The sequence below is a fragment of the Providencia sp. PROV130 genome, from assembly GCF_028482225.1.
Lineage (GTDB): Bacteria > Pseudomonadota > Gammaproteobacteria > Enterobacterales > Enterobacteriaceae > Providencia > Providencia rettgeri.
The window spans coordinates 42,626-61,168 of sequence record NZ_JAMPQC010000016.1; the positions used below are offsets into that span (position 1 = coordinate 42,626).

9 protein-coding genes and 1 pseudogene are annotated in these 18,543 nt (G+C 43.3%); all 10 read right to left on the minus strand.

The genetic code is table 11. The annotated features are described in order from the left end of the window. Positions 1–56: 56 nt before the first annotated feature. The 10 genes and pseudogenes from trhP to ppk1 all read right to left on the minus strand — a co-directional run bounded on the left by trhP (position 57) and on the right by ppk1 (position 18,542). Positions 57–1,442, minus strand: a complete 1,386-nt coding sequence (gene trhP / locus PSF28_RS11250) for a prephenate-dependent tRNA uridine(34) hydroxylase TrhP (protein WP_210836332.1) — start codon at positions 1,440–1,442, stop codon at positions 57–59. 128 nt (positions 1,443–1,570) lie between these two features. After that, entirely contained in the window at positions 1,571–2,266 is a 696-nt protein-coding gene (baeR, locus tag PSF28_RS11255; RefSeq protein WP_210836330.1) for a two-component system response regulator BaeR, read from the minus strand. Beyond that, positions 2,263–3,651 carry a two-component system sensor histidine kinase BaeS gene (gene baeS, locus PSF28_RS11260; RefSeq protein ID WP_210836327.1) on the minus strand — a complete coding sequence of 463 codons (1,389 nt, stop codon included), beginning with the start codon at positions 3,649–3,651 and terminating at the stop codon, positions 2,263–2,265. Before baeS ends, baeR begins: the two co-directional genes overlap by 4 nt. Then, positions 3,641–6,742 carry a multidrug efflux RND transporter permease subunit MdtC gene (gene mdtC, locus PSF28_RS11265; RefSeq protein ID WP_210836326.1) on the minus strand — a complete coding sequence of 1,034 codons (3,102 nt, stop codon included), beginning with the start codon at positions 6,740–6,742 and terminating at the stop codon, positions 3,641–3,643. Before mdtC ends, baeS begins: the two co-directional genes overlap by 11 nt. Then, positions 6,742–9,864, minus strand: coding sequence for an MdtB/MuxB family multidrug efflux RND transporter permease subunit (locus PSF28_RS11270; protein WP_272685070.1), 3,123 nt, complete (start codon positions 9,862–9,864; stop codon positions 6,742–6,744). Before PSF28_RS11270 ends, mdtC begins: the two co-directional genes overlap by 1 nt. After that, complete coding sequence (locus PSF28_RS11275) at positions 9,864–11,108, minus strand: MdtA/MuxA family multidrug efflux RND transporter periplasmic adaptor subunit (protein WP_210836324.1); 1,245 nt, start codon at positions 11,106–11,108, stop codon at positions 9,864–9,866. The genes PSF28_RS11270 and PSF28_RS11275 overlap by 1 nt, the downstream gene beginning before the upstream one ends. 246 nt (positions 11,109–11,354) lie before the next feature. Further along, positions 11,355–12,707, minus strand: coding sequence for an MFS transporter (locus PSF28_RS11280; RefSeq protein ID WP_272664744.1), 1,353 nt, complete (start codon positions 12,705–12,707; stop codon positions 11,355–11,357). A gap of 584 nt (positions 12,708–13,291) precedes the next feature. After that, a pseudogene (gene mgtE / locus PSF28_RS11285) lies at positions 13,292–14,578 on the minus strand (magnesium transporter); the annotation flags it as partial. Positions 14,579–14,938: 360 nt separating this feature from the next. Then, positions 14,939–16,468, minus strand: a complete 1,530-nt coding sequence (locus tag PSF28_RS11290) for an exopolyphosphatase (protein WP_210836321.1) — start codon at positions 16,466–16,468, stop codon at positions 14,939–14,941. A 4-nt stretch (positions 16,469–16,472) separates the two neighbouring features. Beyond that, positions 16,473–18,542, minus strand: a complete 2,070-nt coding sequence (ppk1, locus tag PSF28_RS11295) for a polyphosphate kinase 1 (protein WP_210836319.1) — start codon at positions 18,540–18,542, stop codon at positions 16,473–16,475. Between the last annotated feature and the right edge of the window lies 1 nt (position 18,543).

Below are 18,543 nucleotides of genomic sequence, written 5' to 3' on the forward strand. Positions count from 1 at the left end.
AACGATGAGATTTTGGCTTTTAGTGGGCAAGCTATTTAAAAATAACTCAGTGGTGCTTAGCCTGCAATTTGCTTTTCTGGCTGAGTTTGATGAGGTGCCCGGGTGGTTGTTCCTGCTAGGTTACGGATCAACAAACCAAAATTGACATCAACATCTTCAGGGATTGGTAGATAAACCACATGGCCGTTGCCTGGTGCAACATCAATCGTTTCGCCTTTGCGGTTTGCTAAAGCGTCTAAGGTAAAGACAATATTACCCGCAGGTGTCATCATCTCTAAGCTATCTCCAACGCTAAATTTATTTTTTACATCAACTTCAGCCATACCATTGACACGTTTGCCGGTAAATTCACCCACAAATTGCTGAGTTTCAGAAACAGAGTAGCCATATTCATAGGTTTGGTAGGCATCGTGGGTATGGCGACGTAAGAAGCCTTCAGTATAACCACGGTGGGCTAATCCTTCTAAAGTGGAGAGTAACGTTGGGTCAAAGGGTTTTCCAGCGACAGCATCGTCAATTGCACGCCTATAGACTTGTGCAGTACGAGCACAGTAATAAAACGATTTTGTACGGCCTTCAATTTTTAATGAGTGAACACCCATTTTTGTTAAGTTTTCAACGTGCTCGATTGCGCGTAAATCCTTTGAGTTCATGATATAAGTGCCATGTTCATCTTCAAAGGCAGTCATATATTCGCCAGGTCGTTTGGCTTCTTCTATCATAAAGACTTTATCTGTTGGCGCACCCGCACCTAAGGTTGGCGTCACATTTTGTACTGGGATGGGCTCATGGATATGGACAATGTTACCCACATCGTCTTCTTTACCTTCTTGTACGTTGTATTCCCAGCGGCAAGCATTGGTGCAAGTCCCTTGATTAGGGTCGCGTTTATTAATATAACCGGAAAGTAAACAACGGCCGGAATAGGCCATACAAAGGGCACCATGGACAAAGACTTCAAGCTCAATTTCCGGTACTTGTTGGCGAATTTCAGCAATTTCATCGAGGGATAATTCGCGCGATAAGATCACGCGTGTTAAGCCCATTTGTCTCCAGAACTTCACCGAAGCCCAGTTAACCGCATTGGCCTGTACAGATAAATGAATATCCATCTCAGGAAACGCTTCACGAACCATCATAATAAGGCCAGGGTCAGACATAATCAGTGCATCTGGGCCCATTTCAATGACGGGGGTTAAATCACGAATAAAGGTTTTTAATTTTGCATTATGAGGGGCAATATTCACAACCACATAAAACTTTTTACCCAGCTCATGGGCTTCTTGAATGCCTTTGGCTAAGTTTTCGTGATTAAATTCGTTATTTCGTACGCGTAAGCTGTAACGAGGCTGGCCCGCATAAACGGCGTCTGCGCCATACGCAAAAGCGTAGCGCATATTTTTTAACGAACCGGCAGGGGATAAAAGCTCTGGTGTAAACATGGTTATTCTCTATCTGATGTCAAGTCAGCACTCACTCATACGAGAGAGTGTTTTTAAGGGATGGGGATTTTACTCCTATTTACTAAAAAAACCAAATATCCCACAAGAATAGTATGTCTATTGATTACTTAACATTCATCCCAGCGGTAGCCGAGGCCATAGATTGAACGGATAAAAGTTTTTTCGTTATCGAGGGACTCTAATTTACGGCGTAAATTTTTGACGTGGCTATCAATTGTGCGGTCCGTTACCACGCGGTGGTCGTCATACAAGATGTCCAGTAACTGGTCGCGAGAAAATACCATACCTGCATTATCAGACATAAATTTAAGCAATCGAAACTCAGCAGGTGTGAGTTCAAGTAACTGAGAGCCGTAACGTACTTGAAAGGCATTTTCATCGATAATAAGTTTGGTTTGATTATTGCTGGTCGTTATGTTTGGTTGGCAACGACGTAAAATCGTTTTGACACGAGCCACAACTTCTCGTGGGCTAAAAGGTTTACAAATATAGTCGTCAGCGCCGATTTCTAACCCTAATAAGCGATCAATCTCTTCAGTTTTTGCCGTCACCATAATAATGGGAACATCACTGAATTTTCGCAATTCACGACACACCGAAATGCCGTCCAGACCCGGTAACATTAAATCTAATAAAATGAGCGCAGGTTGGTGCTGTTTCACATAGTCAATGACTTCGTCACCACGTGCAATTAATGCGGGTTGGTAGTTTGCAGCTTGTAAGTAATCAAACAGCAGTTGGCCTAGTTTAGGTTCATCCTCCACAACCAAAACAGGGGTGTTGCTTTGTTCAGCCATGATCATAACCCTTTATCTTTTAATTGAATCGGCAAATTGATGGTAATTTTGACACCTCCTAATGATGACGGTGCTGCAGAAATTGTACCATGGTGAGCTTCAACGATATTATAGCAAATGGCTAGCCCTAAACCAGAACCACCACTGGCGCGATTACGTGAGCCTTCAGCACGATAAAAACGCTCAAATAAATGTTGGCATTGCTCAGTTGTAAGCCCCGGGGCGCTATCTTGCCAAATTATACAGAGCTGGTCTTGGTCTTGTGTGACTTGGATGGCAATTTTACCTTGTGGATCCGTATAGCGTAAGCTGTTTTCCATTAAATTATAGAACAACTGGGTGATGCGATCTGGGTCTGCAAACACGTAACCTTGTGCAATAAATTGTCGTTCAACCGAAAGTTGTTGGTCTTCTAACCGCCAGCGAGCTTGGCCTATTGCCATTTCAATTAAAGGAATAATATCGGTAAGTTGCATGCGATAAACCAATGAGCCTCTATCCGATAATGAGAGCTGGTGGAGGTCATTAACTAGCTTAATTAAAGTTTGGGTTTCATTGAGTAGGGAATTGATTGTTTCGGGAGTAGCTTGGCGGACACCATCTTGCACGGCTTCTAATTCGCCTCGCAGAACTGACAACGGCGTGCGGAGTTCATGGGAAATGTCCGCCATATAGTCACGACGCATTTGTTCATTTTTTTCGAGGGTCGAGGCAAGATGGTTAAAATCTTTAGCCAGTTGCCCTAACTCATCGCGACCAGACTCGGGAACCCGTGTGGCAAAATCACCATTGGCGAGCCGGTTAGTGCCCTCGAGTAACCGCTTAATCGGTTTTAAAAAACTACGAGCAAGGAACAATGTGGCAATCAGAGCCACAAACAAAGACAGCCCAGCGATGATCCAACTGGTATACATTTGCTTGGTATCAAAACGGCGGTCAAGGGCGCTGCTAATTCCTGTTTCATAACTGGCAACGAGCCAGCCGACGGTATCGCCATTGCTAGTCACAATAGGTTCACGAAGAACTTTGCTCGGTAAGGGCGTGTCTTGCCCGAAAATGAGTCGGTCTTGTGTATCATAAACCCAGAAAATGGTTCGCCAGCGTTGGCGCATCGGGCCGCGATGTTGTTGATGTTCTACAGAGCGCAAAATTCGAAAGAAAATGCGCTCATTACCAATCAGAAAAGCCCAATTACCCATTTCTTCATATTGTTCCGCAAGGGCAGAAGAAACCAGCTCAACACGTTGTTGATCATTTTCTTTAATATAATCAATAAAACCGTGTTGAAAGCTCATGCGTACGCCTTGGTGCATAATCAACACGAGCAGCAAGCATGTCGCAAAAATAGCCAGAAAGAGCCGAGTACTTACGCTATTCAACCTAAGCTTCATGGGTATCCTCCGCAATTTGCTGTGTTACTGATTTCTTGCGCTGCCAACGTTGTCTCAAGCTATCAAAACTTAAATACACAACAGGAGTGGTAAATAAGGTCAGCAATTGGCTCATTATTAAGCCACCGACAATGGTGATCCCGAGAGGTTGACGCAATTCCGCGCCATCACCGCTACCTAACATTAACGGTAATGCACCAAAAATAGCGGCGAGTGTTGTCATTAAAATAGGGCGAAAACGTAATAAACTGGCACGGAAAATGGCTTCTTGGGCCGTTAAACCCGCGGTTCTTTGTGCTTGAATGGCGAAGTCGACCATAATAATCGCATTCTTCTTGACGATCCCAATTAACAGCATGATGCCTATTAAGGCGATTAAACTAAATGGCGTATCGAATAATTCAAGAGCTAATAATGCCCCGACACCTGCAGAGGGTAGGGTTGATAAAATAGTCAGTGGGTGAATATAACTTTCATATAATATACCCAGTACCAAATAAACGGTCACAATGGCGGCTAAAATTAAAAACAATTGTGACTGCAAGGTTTCTTGGAATATTTGTGCCGTTCCTGCAAAAGTGCCTCTCACTGTCGATGGCACGCCAAGTGCAGTCATGGTTTTTTCAATTTCGACAATGGCATCATTTAAGGTATAACCGTCCGCGACATTAAATGCGATAGTGGATGAAGCAGATAGCCCTTGGTGATTCACACTTAGCGGTGCATTTGCGGGTTGCCAACGTGCAAAATAAGACAGTGGGATAGCGTCGCCATCTTTGTTGATGACAAACATTTTGTCGAGAGCACTGACATCTTGCGTATATTCAGGAGCAACTTCCATTACGACTTTATATTGGTTCATTGCCTCATAAATAGTGGAAACTTGGCGTTGGCCAAATGCGTTGTTAAGCAAACTGTTAGCTTCACGGACATCGATACCTAGCTGGGCCATTAAGTCCCTATCGTAGGTGATCGCCATTTCCGCACCTTTGTCTTCCTTATCCGAGTTCACATCTGTCAGCTGTGGCAATTCACCGAGTGCTTTACGAATGGCGGGTTCCCAGTCACGCAATGCAGAAAGTTCATCTGCAAGCAGGGTAAACTGGTAACTGGCATTGGCCTGTCGACCGCCCACACGAATGTCTTGTACTGGCATCATAAACAGGTTAGCCCCAGGCTCATTGGCTAATTTCATGCGTAACCGATTGATGACTTCAGCTGAACTTTCAGTACGTTCACCCAGTGGTTTTAATGAGATATACATAAAACCGCTGTTGACCCGGCTACCGCCAGTAAAACCCGTGACATTATCCGTCGCTGGGTCGGCTTTAACTTGCTGCATAAAACGGGTCATTTTTTCTTTCATTGACTGGAATGAAATACTTTGGTCTGCGCGCACAAAGCCCAGCACTCGGCCAGTATCTTGTTCAGGAAAGAAAGTTTTCGGAACGGTGATATACAGGTAAACATTTAAGCCGATTGTGGCAAATAGCACTGCGAGAACACTCCGTCGATGTCCGAGCACCCAATTTAAAGCGACACCATAACTTTCTTGCAAACGCAGTAATACACGTCCAAATCCGCGATGCTTGGCTTTGACGTTGCGAGGACGTTTCTTCAGTAAATAAGCACACATCATGGGGGTGAGCGTTAGCGAAATCACCAATGAAATACCGATAGCGGTTGCAAGGGTAATGGCAAATTCGCGAAATAAGCGCCCGACTAGCCCATCCATTAGCAATAGGGGAATAAAAACAGCCACTAATGAAATGCTCATGGAAACGACGGTAAAGCCGACTTCATGCACGCCTTTAACCGCGGCAATAAACGGTTTTGTGCCATTTTCGATATGACGTGAGATATTTTCTAATACCACAATCGCATCATCGACCACAAAGCCAGTCGCAACCGTTAATGCCATCAATGACAAGTTATTTAAACTAAAGCCACATAAATACATGGCCGTAAACGTCCCAATCAATGAGACGGGGACGGCAACGGCAGGGATCAAAGTAGCGCGACCTGAACGTAAGAACAGCAGCACCACGAGGATCACCAAGGCAACGGCAATCAGTAAGGCGCGCTCAACTTCTGCTAAAGATGCGCGGATGGTCGGAGTTCTATCTTGTGCCACTTTTAACTCGATGGCGGCGGGGATCATGTCATTGAATTCGGGTAATTCATCACGAATACGGTTAACCGTTTCAATGATATTGGCACCCGCTTCACGACGAATGACAATCAAAATAGCCGGTTTACCGTCTGCCATACCTGCCGCACGCACGTTTTCAATGGAATCTTTAACATTGGCGACATCACTGAGTTTAACGGCATTGCCTTGGCTATAATGAACAATAATAGGCCGATAATCTGCGGCTTTTTTTAATTCATCATTGGTCTGTACCTGATAACGTTTTTCGTCATCATTGATATAGCCTTGCGGTTGGCGAACGTTAGCACTGCTGATGGCTGAGCGCACGGCATCAAGGGAAACCCCTTGGTTAAATAGGGCAGTTGGGTTGAGTTCAACGCGTACGGCAGGGAGCGAGCCTCCCCCCACAGAAACTTCGCTAACCCCTTCAATTTGGGCAATTCGTTGGGCTAAACGCGTCGAAGCAATATCATAAATTTCGCCAGTATTTAGGGTGTCTGAGGTCATGGTCAAAATCATAATTGGCGCATCAGACGGGTTTGACTTGTAATAACGTGGACGGCTTGGCATACCGCTGGGTAGTAGGTTCTGTGCGGCATTAATTGCGGCTTGAACTTCCCGTGCAGCGTTATTAATGTCTTTGTCGAGATTGAACTCAAGGGTAATGGTGGTTCGCCCAAGCGCACTGCTTGAAGTCATTTCGCTGATCCCAGCAATACTGCCTAAAGAGCGTTCAAGTGGCGTCGCAACGGAGGACGCCATCGTTTCGGGTGATGCCCCTGGAAGTGACGCTGTCACGTTAATCACAGGGTAATCCACTTGAGGCAACGGAGAAACGGGTAAAAACAGAAAGCTCAGGGCACCACACAAAGTAATCGCAACGCTGATAAGCGTCGTTGCTACCGGGCGGCTAATAAACAGAGCAAAGAAGCGCTTCATTATGACACCTGTGCCTTCTTCGCTTGGCGACGATCTTTAAAGTAATGAGAAAGACGGTCGAACAATAAGTAAATAACCGGTGTGGTAAATAAAGTGAGGATTTGGCTCATAATTAAGCCACCAACCATACAAATCCCTAATGGTTGACGTAATTCTGCACCTACCCCAGTACTCAGCATCAATGGTAAGGCACCCAGCAAGGCCGCCATGGTGGTCATTAGAATTGGGCGAAAACGCAGTAAGCAAGCTTGATAGATGGCATCATAAGGGGACATTCCCTGTTCACGTTCCGCGGCAAGGGCAAAGTCAATCATCATAATGGCATTCTTTTTCACAATACCGATTAGTAAGATGATGCCGATGACCGCGATGACATCAAGGTCTTTCCCTGCCATCATTAAAGCAAGTAATGCACCAACCCCGGCTGTCGGTAGGGTAGATAAAATGGTAATCGGGTGGATAAAGCTCTCATATAAAATACCTAATACGATATACATCGCCACAATAGCAGCCGCAATTAACCAAATAGTGCTGCTCAGTGCAGCCTCAAAGGCTAAAGTCGCCCCTTGGAATTGCGTTGTAATAGATTTTGGCATCGCAATTTGTGATTCGGCTAATTTCACTGCATTGACAGCTGACTCTAGAGAAGCGCCATCCGCCACATTAAACGAAAAGGTTACAGCGGGAAATTGATCGAGGTGATTAATGGCTAATGGCCCATTACCTTCTTGAATATTCACTAAAGTACTCAGCGGTACAATGGCACCATCAGTTCCTTTTAGACGGATATCATTCAGCGCATCCATACCATCACGAGTTTGTGTGTCATGCTCTAATATCACACGATATTGATTTGACTGCGTATAGATAGTCGAAATCATTCGCTGCCCAAACGCATTATATAAGGCGTTATCAATAGCCGACATCGTGATACCAAAACGGCTTGCCGTATCACGATTAACATTCACATAGGCAACTAACCCTTTATTTTGCCAATCACTACTGACATCGGTGAGTTCAGGTTGCTGTTTGAGCACATCTAATAACTGGGGAACCCAAGTGGTTAATTCTTCTAATGAACCAGCCTGTAAAGTAAATTGATACTGTGTGCGCGCTACTTGCGTATCGATGGTGAGATCTTGCATGGGTTGCAGATAGAGATTCACTCCAGCAATGTTATCCACGGATTGCTGGAGACGATCAATAATCGCCATCACTCTGTCTTCACGCTCATCAAGAGGCTTTAATGTAATTTGGAGACGCGCATTGTTTAATGTCGGGTTGCTGCCATCAACACCCACATAGGTGGTGACATTGTCGACTGCAGGGTCTGCCAATAATTTTGACGCGACTTCTTGCTGCTTTTGCGCCATGGCTGCAAATGAAATAGATTGGCGGCTTTCAATTGAGCCCTGAATAATTCCACTGTCTTGCAAAGGGAAAAACCCTTTTGGGATCCACAGATACAGTAAAACAGTCAGCACCATGGTACCTAGCGCCACAGAAAGGGTTAACCATTGGTGATTAAGAATACGTTTTAACCAAATTGCGTATCCAGCAACCATACGGTCAAAGAAGCGCTCACACGCTAGTTCAAAACGGTTATGTTTATGCTGCGACTCCGGTTTTAATAAACGCGCACACATCATTGGCGTTAGCGTCAATGAGACGACAGCAGAGATCAAAATAGCCACGGCTAGGGTAATGGCAAACTCGCGGAATAACCGGCCGACAATATCCCCCATAAATAACAGTGGGATTAATACTGCAACCAAGGAAAAGGTGAGGGAAATAATGGTAAATCCGATTTCACCAGCCCCTTTGAGTGCGGCGACCAGCGGTTTATCGCCTTGCTCTAAGTAGCGAGAAATATTTTCAATCACCACTATCGCATCATCGACCACAAAACCGGTGGCGATGGTTAAAGCCATTAGGGTGAGGTTATTGACAGAAAAACCACAGAAATACATCACTGCAAAGGTACCAACAAGTGACAACGGTACGGCAATACCCGGAATTAAGGTGGCAATTCCATTACGTAAAAACAAGTAAATCACCATCACAACGAGGGCGATGGCTAACATTAATTCAAATTGGACATCATTAACAGATGCACGAATGGTACTGGTTCTATCGGTTAAAATTTCAACATTAACCGATTTAGGTAAGCTTTCAATCAATTCGGGCAATAGCGTACGAATGGTATCTGTGGTTTCAATCACGTTAGCGCCGGGCTGTCGCTGAACATTGATCACAATCGCTTGCTCATTATTGGCCCATGCACCTAAATAGGCATTTTCAGCACCTTGTGCAATCGTTGCTATATCGCCTAAACGCACAGGCGCACCATTTTGGAAGGCCACAATAAGTTGACGATAGTCGTCAAGTGATTTCATTTGGTCGTTAGCAGACAGCGTTACCGCACGTGTAGGGCCATCGAAACTCCCTTTTGCGGAGTTGACGTTCGCATTATTAATGGCAAGGCGAATTGTTTCGCTATCCAGCCCTTTAGCAGCCATGGCTTGTGGGTTAATATTCACACGAACAGCAGGGCGCTGGCCGCCAGCTAAGGTCACTAAGCCCACCCCATTCACTTGGGATATTTTCTGAGCAATTCGCGTTTCAATAATATCCTGTACTTGCGTTAACGGCATTGCATCAGAGGTGACCGCTAAGGTGAGTACAGGTGGATCTGCGGGGTTTACCTTATTATAAATTGGAGGATAGGGTAAATCCGAAGGTAGTAAGCTACTGGCGGAATTAATCGCTGCTTGAACTTCTTGTTCGGCAACCTCTAGAGGCAAGGTTAGTTGGAACATCAGCGTGATAACGGATGCCCCTCCTGAACTTTGCGATGACATCTGTTTAAGCCCCGACATTTGGCCGAACTGGGTTTCCAGTGGTGCCGTCACTGCCGAGGTCATCACATCAGGGCTAGCGCCTGGATAAAGGGTAACAACTTGAATCGTTGGGTAATCGACTTCGGGCAGGGCTGAAACAGGTAAGAAGCGATAACCGATGATCCCTGCGAGTAATATAGCCACCATGAATAATGTGGTTGCTACAGGGCGCAAAATAAATAAACGAGAAGGCCCACCGCCTTTTAACATTTCAGGCCGCATTACGCTTTCTCCGCGCTATTAGGTTTACCTTTGCGGGGCTCTTTTTTAGCGATGCCTTCAGGGGTAACGACTTCGACCGTTGTGCCATCGGTGAGTTTATCAACACCATCGGTGATAACTTTGGTATTTGCCGCGAGCCCACTTTCAATAACCACTTGTTGGCTATCTTGCATACCCACAGTTACATTGTGTTTGCTGACTTTATTATCATCACTCAATATCCAAACATAGTGGCCTTCATTGCCCATTTGCAGTGCAGCGGTTGGAATGACCACGGCATTTTGCAGCGTTTCAACTTGCATTTTTACGTTAACAAATTGATTAGGAAAAAGTTTTTCTTCTTCATTGGTAAAGCGGGCTTTTATTTTAAGAGTACCAGTCGCAGCATCAATTTGGTTATCAGTACTGAGTAGCTCACCACTTGCGATTAGCGCGATATTGTTTCTGTCCCAAGCTTCAATCAATACTTTCTCACCAGAGGATTGTGCCTGCTGGATCGCAGGAATATCGCCTTCAGGTAAAGCAAAAAGGACATCCGCGGGTTGAGTTTGTGTGATGACGACAAGAGGGGTTGAGGTCCCGGAAGAGATAAAGTTTCCAACATCTACTTGTTTTAAACCCACGCGTCCTGAGATAGGCGCAGTAATTTTACTGTAGGTTAATTGCAGTTTGGCATTATCAACAGCCGCTTGGTCGACTTTAATACTGCCTTGCGCCTGTAATACCGCCGCTTTTTGGTTGTCTAACTCTTGTTGCGAAATTACTTTAGTGCCAGCAAGCTTTTGATAACGAGCTAAATCTAATTGTGCATTTGCTAATGTTGCTTTGTCTTTTGCCAATTGCCCCTCTGCTTGTGATAGCTGAACTTCAAATGGGCGAGGGTCAATTTGCGCCAATAAATCTCCCTTATTGACGTATTGCCCTTCAGTAAAATACAGCTGCATTAACTGGCCTTCAACACGGCTGGTTACGGTGACAACATTCGCGGCTTGGACTGTGCCTAAACCCGATAAAAAGCGCGGAACGACTTTCTGTTCAGCGACGGCAAATTGTACAGGGGCTAAAACACGTGGTGGGCGGCCCATTGCACTTCGCTGTGAATTTGGTTTTGCTACAGCATCAGTAGATTGTGTATCTGATTGTTTGTCTTGATGATAAAAATACCAAGAAGCGCCAGCTGCCGCAATAATGGCAATAAAAATGGCAGAGCGAATAAAAGGTTTACGTTGTTTTTGTTTATTCATTTTGGGTAATTCGCTTAACTCAAAAAAGTGGATGAGATCCGTCAGGCTGTATACTAAAAAACTAACAAAAAAGAGTCAGTTAGACATATTAGTAGTTTAACGTGATAGGTACAAAGAAAAATGGAGGAAATATGAATAAGTGTCAATTTCTGTACTGGTATGCTGTTGTGTGTGTAAAGGAGGGCGTGGGGGAAATTAACTTTTCTCGATGAGAATTGCACCCTAATAAATAGGGTGCAAGAGATTTTATAGACTAGAAGCGTTTAGAACCGCAGATTTTTCGTTTGAGGACTCAGAATTAACTGTCCAACCTTTCCAAGATAGTGGAATAAAGGCCACAGCAACTGCTAATAATGAGACGCCAGCAACATAATAGGCAGGTGCCATGTGAGACTGCTGTAACCAAGCACCGGTTAATATTGGTGTTAAACCACCAAAAATTGCATAAGCCACATTGTAAGCGAATGACAGGCCAGAATAGCGAATTTCAGGTGGAAATGCGCGTGTACTGATAATTGGTGTCGTTGCAATCGCGCCAACAAAGAAGCCCATCAAGCCATAGTTAAAAATCAATGTACTCGCCGCAATATCACTGGATAATGACGAATAGAAGTAAATTGCTGTTACGGCTAACCCACCCCAGGATAAAGTCATTGAAGCACGTGTTCCTGTTTTATCACCTAACCAACCCCAGAAGATACAGCCTAATGTTAAGGTTAATGTTGCGGCACAGTTGGCTTGCAATGCAATATTTCGGTCAATGTTATAGATCCCTTTTAACACCACATCTGGCGTCATCAAAATAGTGACAACAATAGCGGTTGATAATGACCACGTCAGTGCCGCCGTGATCATACAGGCTTGCTTATGAGATTTAATCACAGTTTTGACGGGTAATTCTTGTGACAAAGCCTTTTTCGCTGCCAGTTCTTTGAATATTGGGGTTTCTTGTAAAAAACGGCGTAAATACACAGAAATAAACCCGAAAATACCACCAAGAATAAATGGAATACGCCATGCGAAATCATGAATTTCAGTTGTGGTATAAGAGCGTTCAATAATAATAGCGACGATAGAGCCTAATAAAATACCGCCAGTGATCCCTGAAGTCAGTGTACCAACACCTAAGCCATAGCGTTGCTTTGGTGTATGCTCTGCAATAAATACCCATGCTCCTGGCATTTCACCACCAATCGCGGCACCTTGCATAATACGCATTAACAGCAGCAATAATGGGGCTGCAGCACCAATGGTTTCAAAAGTTGGCAAAAAACCAATGACAAATGTTGGGAATGCCATTAAGAAAATACTTAAGGTAAACATTTTCTTGCGGCCAATTTTATCCCCAAAGTGAGCCATAATAATGCCACCAAGAGGACGAGCAAGATAACCTGCTGCAAATAGACCCAGAGTTGCCATTAGCGCGAGAAATTCGTTATCCCCTGGAAAAAATAGTTGGGAAATAATTTTTGCGTAAAAAACAAAGATAACGAAGTCGTAAAACTCAAGGGTACCCCCTAAAGAGGATAAGCCTAATGTTTTATAGTCTTCTTTGCCCAAAGGCCTCGCAGAGGGCTGGCTGGCTGTTTGCGGTGTCATTATAGTTTCCTTCTAACTACCTGAAATACTAAATTGCATAAATTCAAAGTAATAAGCATTGGCTCATAATAATGAGCTAATCATTTTTATTGGTGCAGATAAGAGGTATAAAACGTTGGATGGGTATAACTTAGTTTAATACACAGTATCTTTTTTGCATGTGTATATTTATAGCAGGAAATTCTATATTCTGTAAACCTCAACCCTAAAAACAAGAATAACATTCCAATTAATTTTGTTTGTCTGGATTATTGATTCGGCGTGGTGATAAATAACCTTATATGATGTTAATAATATGAATTTTGCAGAATATCGTATATTTAAATTAGTCAGTTACAGTGTTAATTATATTTAATTTAATAAATTCTTACTGAAATATAGTAAACAAATATTACCTAATTATTTTTCGTTATAATTAACTTTACTCATCTCGATGAGCTAAATAACTATAAAAGCATTTAATTAATAGATAAATAATAAGTCTACTTGTGAAATTTTGGATTTTTAACGGGGTTTTGTTAGTACAGGGAGTGTTTTGTAAATGGCACGCGCCCGCCAAGAAGCAGGACGCGTGCAAAGTAAATTTAAACGAGGAACAGTGTGGCTAAGCCAAGGAAAATAAAGAATCCGCCAGTGTCTGTGATAGCGGTGATCATCACGCTAGAGCCGATAGCAGGGTCTTTGCCCATTTTCAGCATAATGAGTGGAATAAGTACCCCCATAATCGCTGCCATTAGTAGGTTCAAGATCATTGCTAATGTCATTACAGCGCCCATAGCGATATCGCCATACAGGAAGTAGGTAACGACACCCATAATTCCGCCCCAAACAACGCCATTAATAAAGGCGACGCCAAGCTCCCTTAACATTAAGAAAGAGAAACTATTATTTTGTATCTGGTGCAGGGCAATGGCGCGCACAATCATGGTGATGGTTTGGTTTCCCGTATTCCCCCCAATTCCTGCCACAATTGGCATTAATGTGGCTAACGCAACTAATTGGGAAATGGTATCTTCAAAGACGCCAATAACACGAGAAGCGACAAAAGCGGTACATAGGTTAATGGCTAACCATGTCCAACGGGTTTTAACGGCTTGGCCAACCGGGGCGAAAACGTCTTCTTCAGGGCTTAACCCCCCCATACGACGAATACTGTTATCGTTTTCTTCACTGATGTTATCAACGATATCTTCAACCGTCAGGCGGCCCATCAGTAGGCCGCTGTTATCAACAACAGCAGCAGAAATTAAGTCATAACGTTCGAACGCACTAGCGGCGTCTTCGCCTTTTTCATCGGGCAAGAAGGTCACAGTGTCAGTTTTCATGACATCGGCCACTATTTTTTCAGGGGATTGCGTCAAAATAGTGGTTAGTGGCAATTCACCTTGCAGATAATTATTGTTATCGACAACGAAAATTTTATCGGTGGCTTCTGGGATTTTGCCTCGTTGGCGTAAATAACGTTGAACCGTTTTCAGCGTCACATTTGGGCGTACGGTGACGAATTCAAAATCCATCATTTGCCCGACGCTATCTTTCGCATATTGTAAAACTTCGCGAATGCGGCTACGTAGGCTAGGCTCTAAATAGGTGAGGAGTCGGCGCATGGTGTCACGAGGTAAATGCTCAGCAATATAAGCTTGTTCGTCAACATGCAAATTAGCAACGGCGCGAAGCAGTTCTCTGTCCGACATATCCTTAATGAGGCTATCCCAAACAGACACGGAGGCCTCAACTAAGACTTCACCACGTTCGTTATTATCAACAAGACGCCATAACGCGAGACGCTCATCATAAGGGAGCATTTCTAAGATATCGGCGATATCCGCAGTATGTAAATCAAGCAGCAATTCTTTTACAAGACTAATTTTTTCACTAATTGCTTTGTCATCAATACTGACGTGTTGATCATTTTCAACAAGCGCATGGACGAACTCTTCGTCATCTAAAAATAGCGTCAGGATTTGCTGGCGAATATGTGCCAGCTTTTGAGAGTGCGGATTGACTGTTGGCACCGCATCGATTGAAAAAGCAGGTTGTGACATTTTAATCCTTAAAGCAATAGCAGCGCAAAAGCGCTTTTTATGAATTCGTCTGCGAGCGGACGAAATTTATTATCATTATTGTCGCCTATTTAAATAATATATCAAATAGTTGAGTCAAATAAGCGGTGATTTTAAAGTCATCAGTGATGTATAATAAGCATAAATCACTACAATAATGGCCGCAAATCACTCATTTTCTGCACAAATTGTTAACGACCAACCGGGGACATCTTCCCAATAGCCACTTTCCTTTTCTAAATCCAATATCATCAATGTATTTTGTACGAGATATTCAGATGGTAAATAGAGAGTCCAGTGCCCATCATCCGTTTCTATCCGTAACGAAGAGGGGATTGTGGTAGATTGGCGTTGGTTATTTAACAAAATGGCTAGCCGCAAAATTTGAATAAGCGGCATAAATTGTTTTCTTTTAAATAAATTAAATTTAGGGATATCGTCATACTTGATAGCCCTTCGATGGTTACGCACCAATGTTGCCAGTAATAACTGCTGTTCTTGGTTGAAACCCGGTAAGTTGGTATTTTGCAAAATATAAGCAGAATGGCGGTGCATACCACTATGATTAATACTTAACCCAACTTCATGGAGCATAACTGCCCATATTAAAATGGATTCCAGCTGTGGGTTAAGTTGCTTGGGGTTTTGTTGCCCCCACTGGAAATAGAGTTCTTCCATGGTTTTTAATACGCGTTTAGCTTGCTCTCTATCGATATTATAATGCTCAGCAAGGCTTAAAGCAGTACGCTGGCGGATATCTTGGTGACGGAAGCGGCCTTCCATTTCATACAAAACACCTTCACGCAATGCACCGTCAGATAAACGTAACTCTTTAATTTCTAATGAATCAAATACGGCAAGTAAAATCGCTAAGCCAGGAACAAATACGTGTTTACGTTCATTCGATAGGCCTAATATATTCAGGGTGCTAAATGACTTATATTTCAGCGCCATTTGCTTGATTTCGATAAGACGTTCCCGTGTAATAATACCGTCTTTATAACCTAATTCTTGTATCACACTATGGGCAGCTTTGATGGTGCCCGAGGCGCCCATCGCAACGTCCCAAGTTTGTTTCTTAAATAAAATTGCGGTGCTTTCTAACTTTAAGCAAGCCCCTAGGTAGGCTCGATTAAAAAATTCAGGGGTAATTTCTTCATTTGGAAAGTAAGTACGGGCAAAGCTAACACAGCCCATACGGCGACTTTCAATCAAAAGCGGCTCAAATTTTTCACCAATAACTAACTCTGTTGAACCACCACCGATATCGAGTACTAATTTACGGCCTTTTTCGGGTTGAGTGTGCTCAACTCCCATAAAAATCAACCGTGCCTCTTCTTGGCCTGAAATGATTTCAATAGGGTAAGGCATGATTTCTTTCGCGCGCTGCAAAAACAGTTTTACATTCGTTGCTACACGTAATGAGTGAGTGCCAACAATGCACACGTTTTCAGGGGGAAAGCCTTGTAACCGTTCGGCAAACAACGCGAGGCAGGCAAGCCCACGTTCCATGGCTTCTTCACTTAATTCATTGGTATCACTTAGGCCATCAGCAAGATGAACACGCTTTTTTAACCGTGTGAGAACTTGCAATGCACCGTTAACGATGCGAGCTATGACCATATGAAAACTGTTTGAACCTAAATCTATAGCCGCAATTTCTTGTGGTCTCGGTGTTGAGGCGTTGGTTATTGGCATATTTTTAAGCTCTTGTATCCGGTGTTTCGATTGATTTTAAATAATCATACACAGCAAGCTGGGCCTGAATTTTACGTTTATTTCCGCGGGGAACATAATGATTACTTAAATCTTTGTCAACATAACGTGCTTTAACAGTATCACTAAATTGCAGCTCTAAAATATCCAATACCCGTTGTTTTAAATGCGGGTCGACTAAGCTAACGGCGACTTCAATGCGGTAATCAATGTTGCGGGTCATCCAGTCAGCAGAAGAAATAAAGACTTTTTCGTCACCCGCATTGGTGAAAACATAAACACGGTCATGTTCAAGGAAGCGGTCAACAATACTGGTTACCTGAATATTTTCACTGTAGCCGACTTGGCCGGCGACTAAAGAGCACATCCCTCTGACTAACAAACGAATTTTGACACCTGCGTTGGAGGCATCGTACAGTTTGTCAGTCAATTCTTTGTCGACTAAGTTGTTAATTTTTAATGTAATGCCACTGGGCCGTTCAGCGAGCGCATTTTCGATTTCTTGGTCAATTAAGGCCATCAAACGAATACGTGTATTTTGTGGTGACACCATTAAATTATCAAAAGTCACTGGACGATAAGGATTTTCAATAAAACTAAAGACCCGCCGAACTTCGTTGGTGATCAGCTCATTTGCAGTGAGTAGGGAGTAATCGGTATAAAGCCGAGCGGTTTTTTCGTTAAAATTGCCCGTACCAATATGGGCATAACGCACGATTTGGCCTTCTTCCATGCGTGAGATAATAAATAATTTTGCATGAATTTTCAGCCCTGGCGCGGAGAAAATAACATGTACGCCCGCTTCAGTTAATCGTTTTGCCCAATGAATATTAGCGGCCTCATCAAATCGTGCTTGTAACTCAACGACCACCGTGACTTTTTTTCCATTATGGGCGGCATGAATGACAGAATCGATAATGCGTGAGTCTTTTGCAACACGGTAAATATTAATTTTTATCGATAATACATTCGGGTCAAAAGACGCTTGGCGCAATAATTCTAAAGTATGTTCAAAGGTATAGTAGGGATAATATAACAGTACATCGCGTTCGCGAATGGCATCGAAACCGTTACGGAAGTTATCAAACCAGCGGTGACGCAGCCTTGGTAATGGCTTGTTTAATAGGTTTTTATTTCCTTCATTAGGGAAATTAATAAAGTCTTTAAAATTGTGGTAGCGACCACCGGCAATCACGGAGTCATCGTTGGATAGCCCCAGTTTTTCACGTAAAAGAGCAACCATTTCGTCAGGCATATCACGCTGATAGACAAAGCGGACGGGTTCTGCGGTTAAACGTTGCTTTAATGTGGATGACATTATTTCGAGCAAGCTCGATTCCATCTCTGTTGCGATGTCGTACTCTGCATCACGCGTCATTTTCATCGAATAGGCATTGAGCTTATCGTAATCAAAGAAGCCTTTGAAAATTTCATCGAGCGTATAGCGAAGGATATTATCAATTAGGATCATCGACTTGCGACGTTTTGGCATTTCCGGAGGCAGGTTAACAAACCGCGGTACTTTATCGGATGGAATTTCCAATAGTGCATATTGAATCTGATTGCCATTGATGATTTCAACAGCAAGATAAGTGTAGTCATCTTTTAGAAATTCAACGAGATTGGTATCAGGATTAATTAATATTGGCGTAATATGCTGGCGCAGATTCTGGCGGAAATACTGGCGTAACCAAATCTGTTGGCGAGGTGAAATTTGACGTTCGTTAATTAAGAATATTTGATTGCGCGCCATTTCCAATAATAAGTCATTATAGAGAATGTCGAATTCTTGTTCTTGTTTGGCAACTCTTGACTGAATTCGTTTTAATAAGTGGCGAGCACCGCTTGCCGAACCGCGCTCTTCATTGATTAAAATACGGCGTTTAACATCGGCGAAGCGGACTTTATAAAACTCGTCTAGATTATTAGAATAAATTCCCAAAAAACGCATTCGCTCAATAAGAGGGTTACGCTTGTCGGCTGCTTCTTGTAAAACACGCTCGTTAAAAGACAGCCAGCTTAACTCTTTTTCATGATAGAGACGTTCTTGGGACATT

Bases quoted from the DNA above. Each gene is read 5' to 3' on its own strand.
- trhP (WP_210836332.1), bottom strand. From the start codon at position 1,442: ATGTTTACACCAGAGCTTTTATCCCCTGCCGGTTCGTTAAAAAATATG.
- baeR (WP_210836330.1), bottom strand. From the start codon at position 2,266: ATGATCATGGCTGAACAAAGCAACACCCCTGTTTTGGTTGTGGAGGAT.
- baeS (WP_210836327.1), bottom strand. From the start codon at position 3,651: ATGAAGCTTAGGTTGAATAGCGTAAGTACTCGGCTCTTTCTGGCTATT.
- mdtC (WP_210836326.1), bottom strand. From the start codon at position 6,742: ATGAAGCGCTTCTTTGCTCTGTTTATTAGCCGCCCGGTAGCAACGACG.
- PSF28_RS11270 (WP_272685070.1), bottom strand. From the start codon at position 9,864: ATGCGGCCTGAAATGTTAAAAGGCGGTGGGCCTTCTCGTTTATTTATT.
- PSF28_RS11275 (WP_210836324.1), bottom strand. From the start codon at position 11,108: ATGAATAAACAAAAACAACGTAAACCTTTTATTCGCTCTGCCATTTTT.
- PSF28_RS11280 (WP_272664744.1), bottom strand. From the start codon at position 12,707: ATGACACCGCAAACAGCCAGCCAGCCCTCTGCGAGGCCTTTGGGCAAA.
- PSF28_RS11290 (WP_210836321.1), bottom strand. From the start codon at position 16,468: ATGCCAATAACCAACGCCTCAACACCGAGACCACAAGAAATTGCGGCT.
- ppk1 (WP_210836319.1), bottom strand. From the start codon at position 18,542: ATGTCCCAAGAACGTCTCTATCATGAAAAAGAGTTAAGCTGGCTGTCT.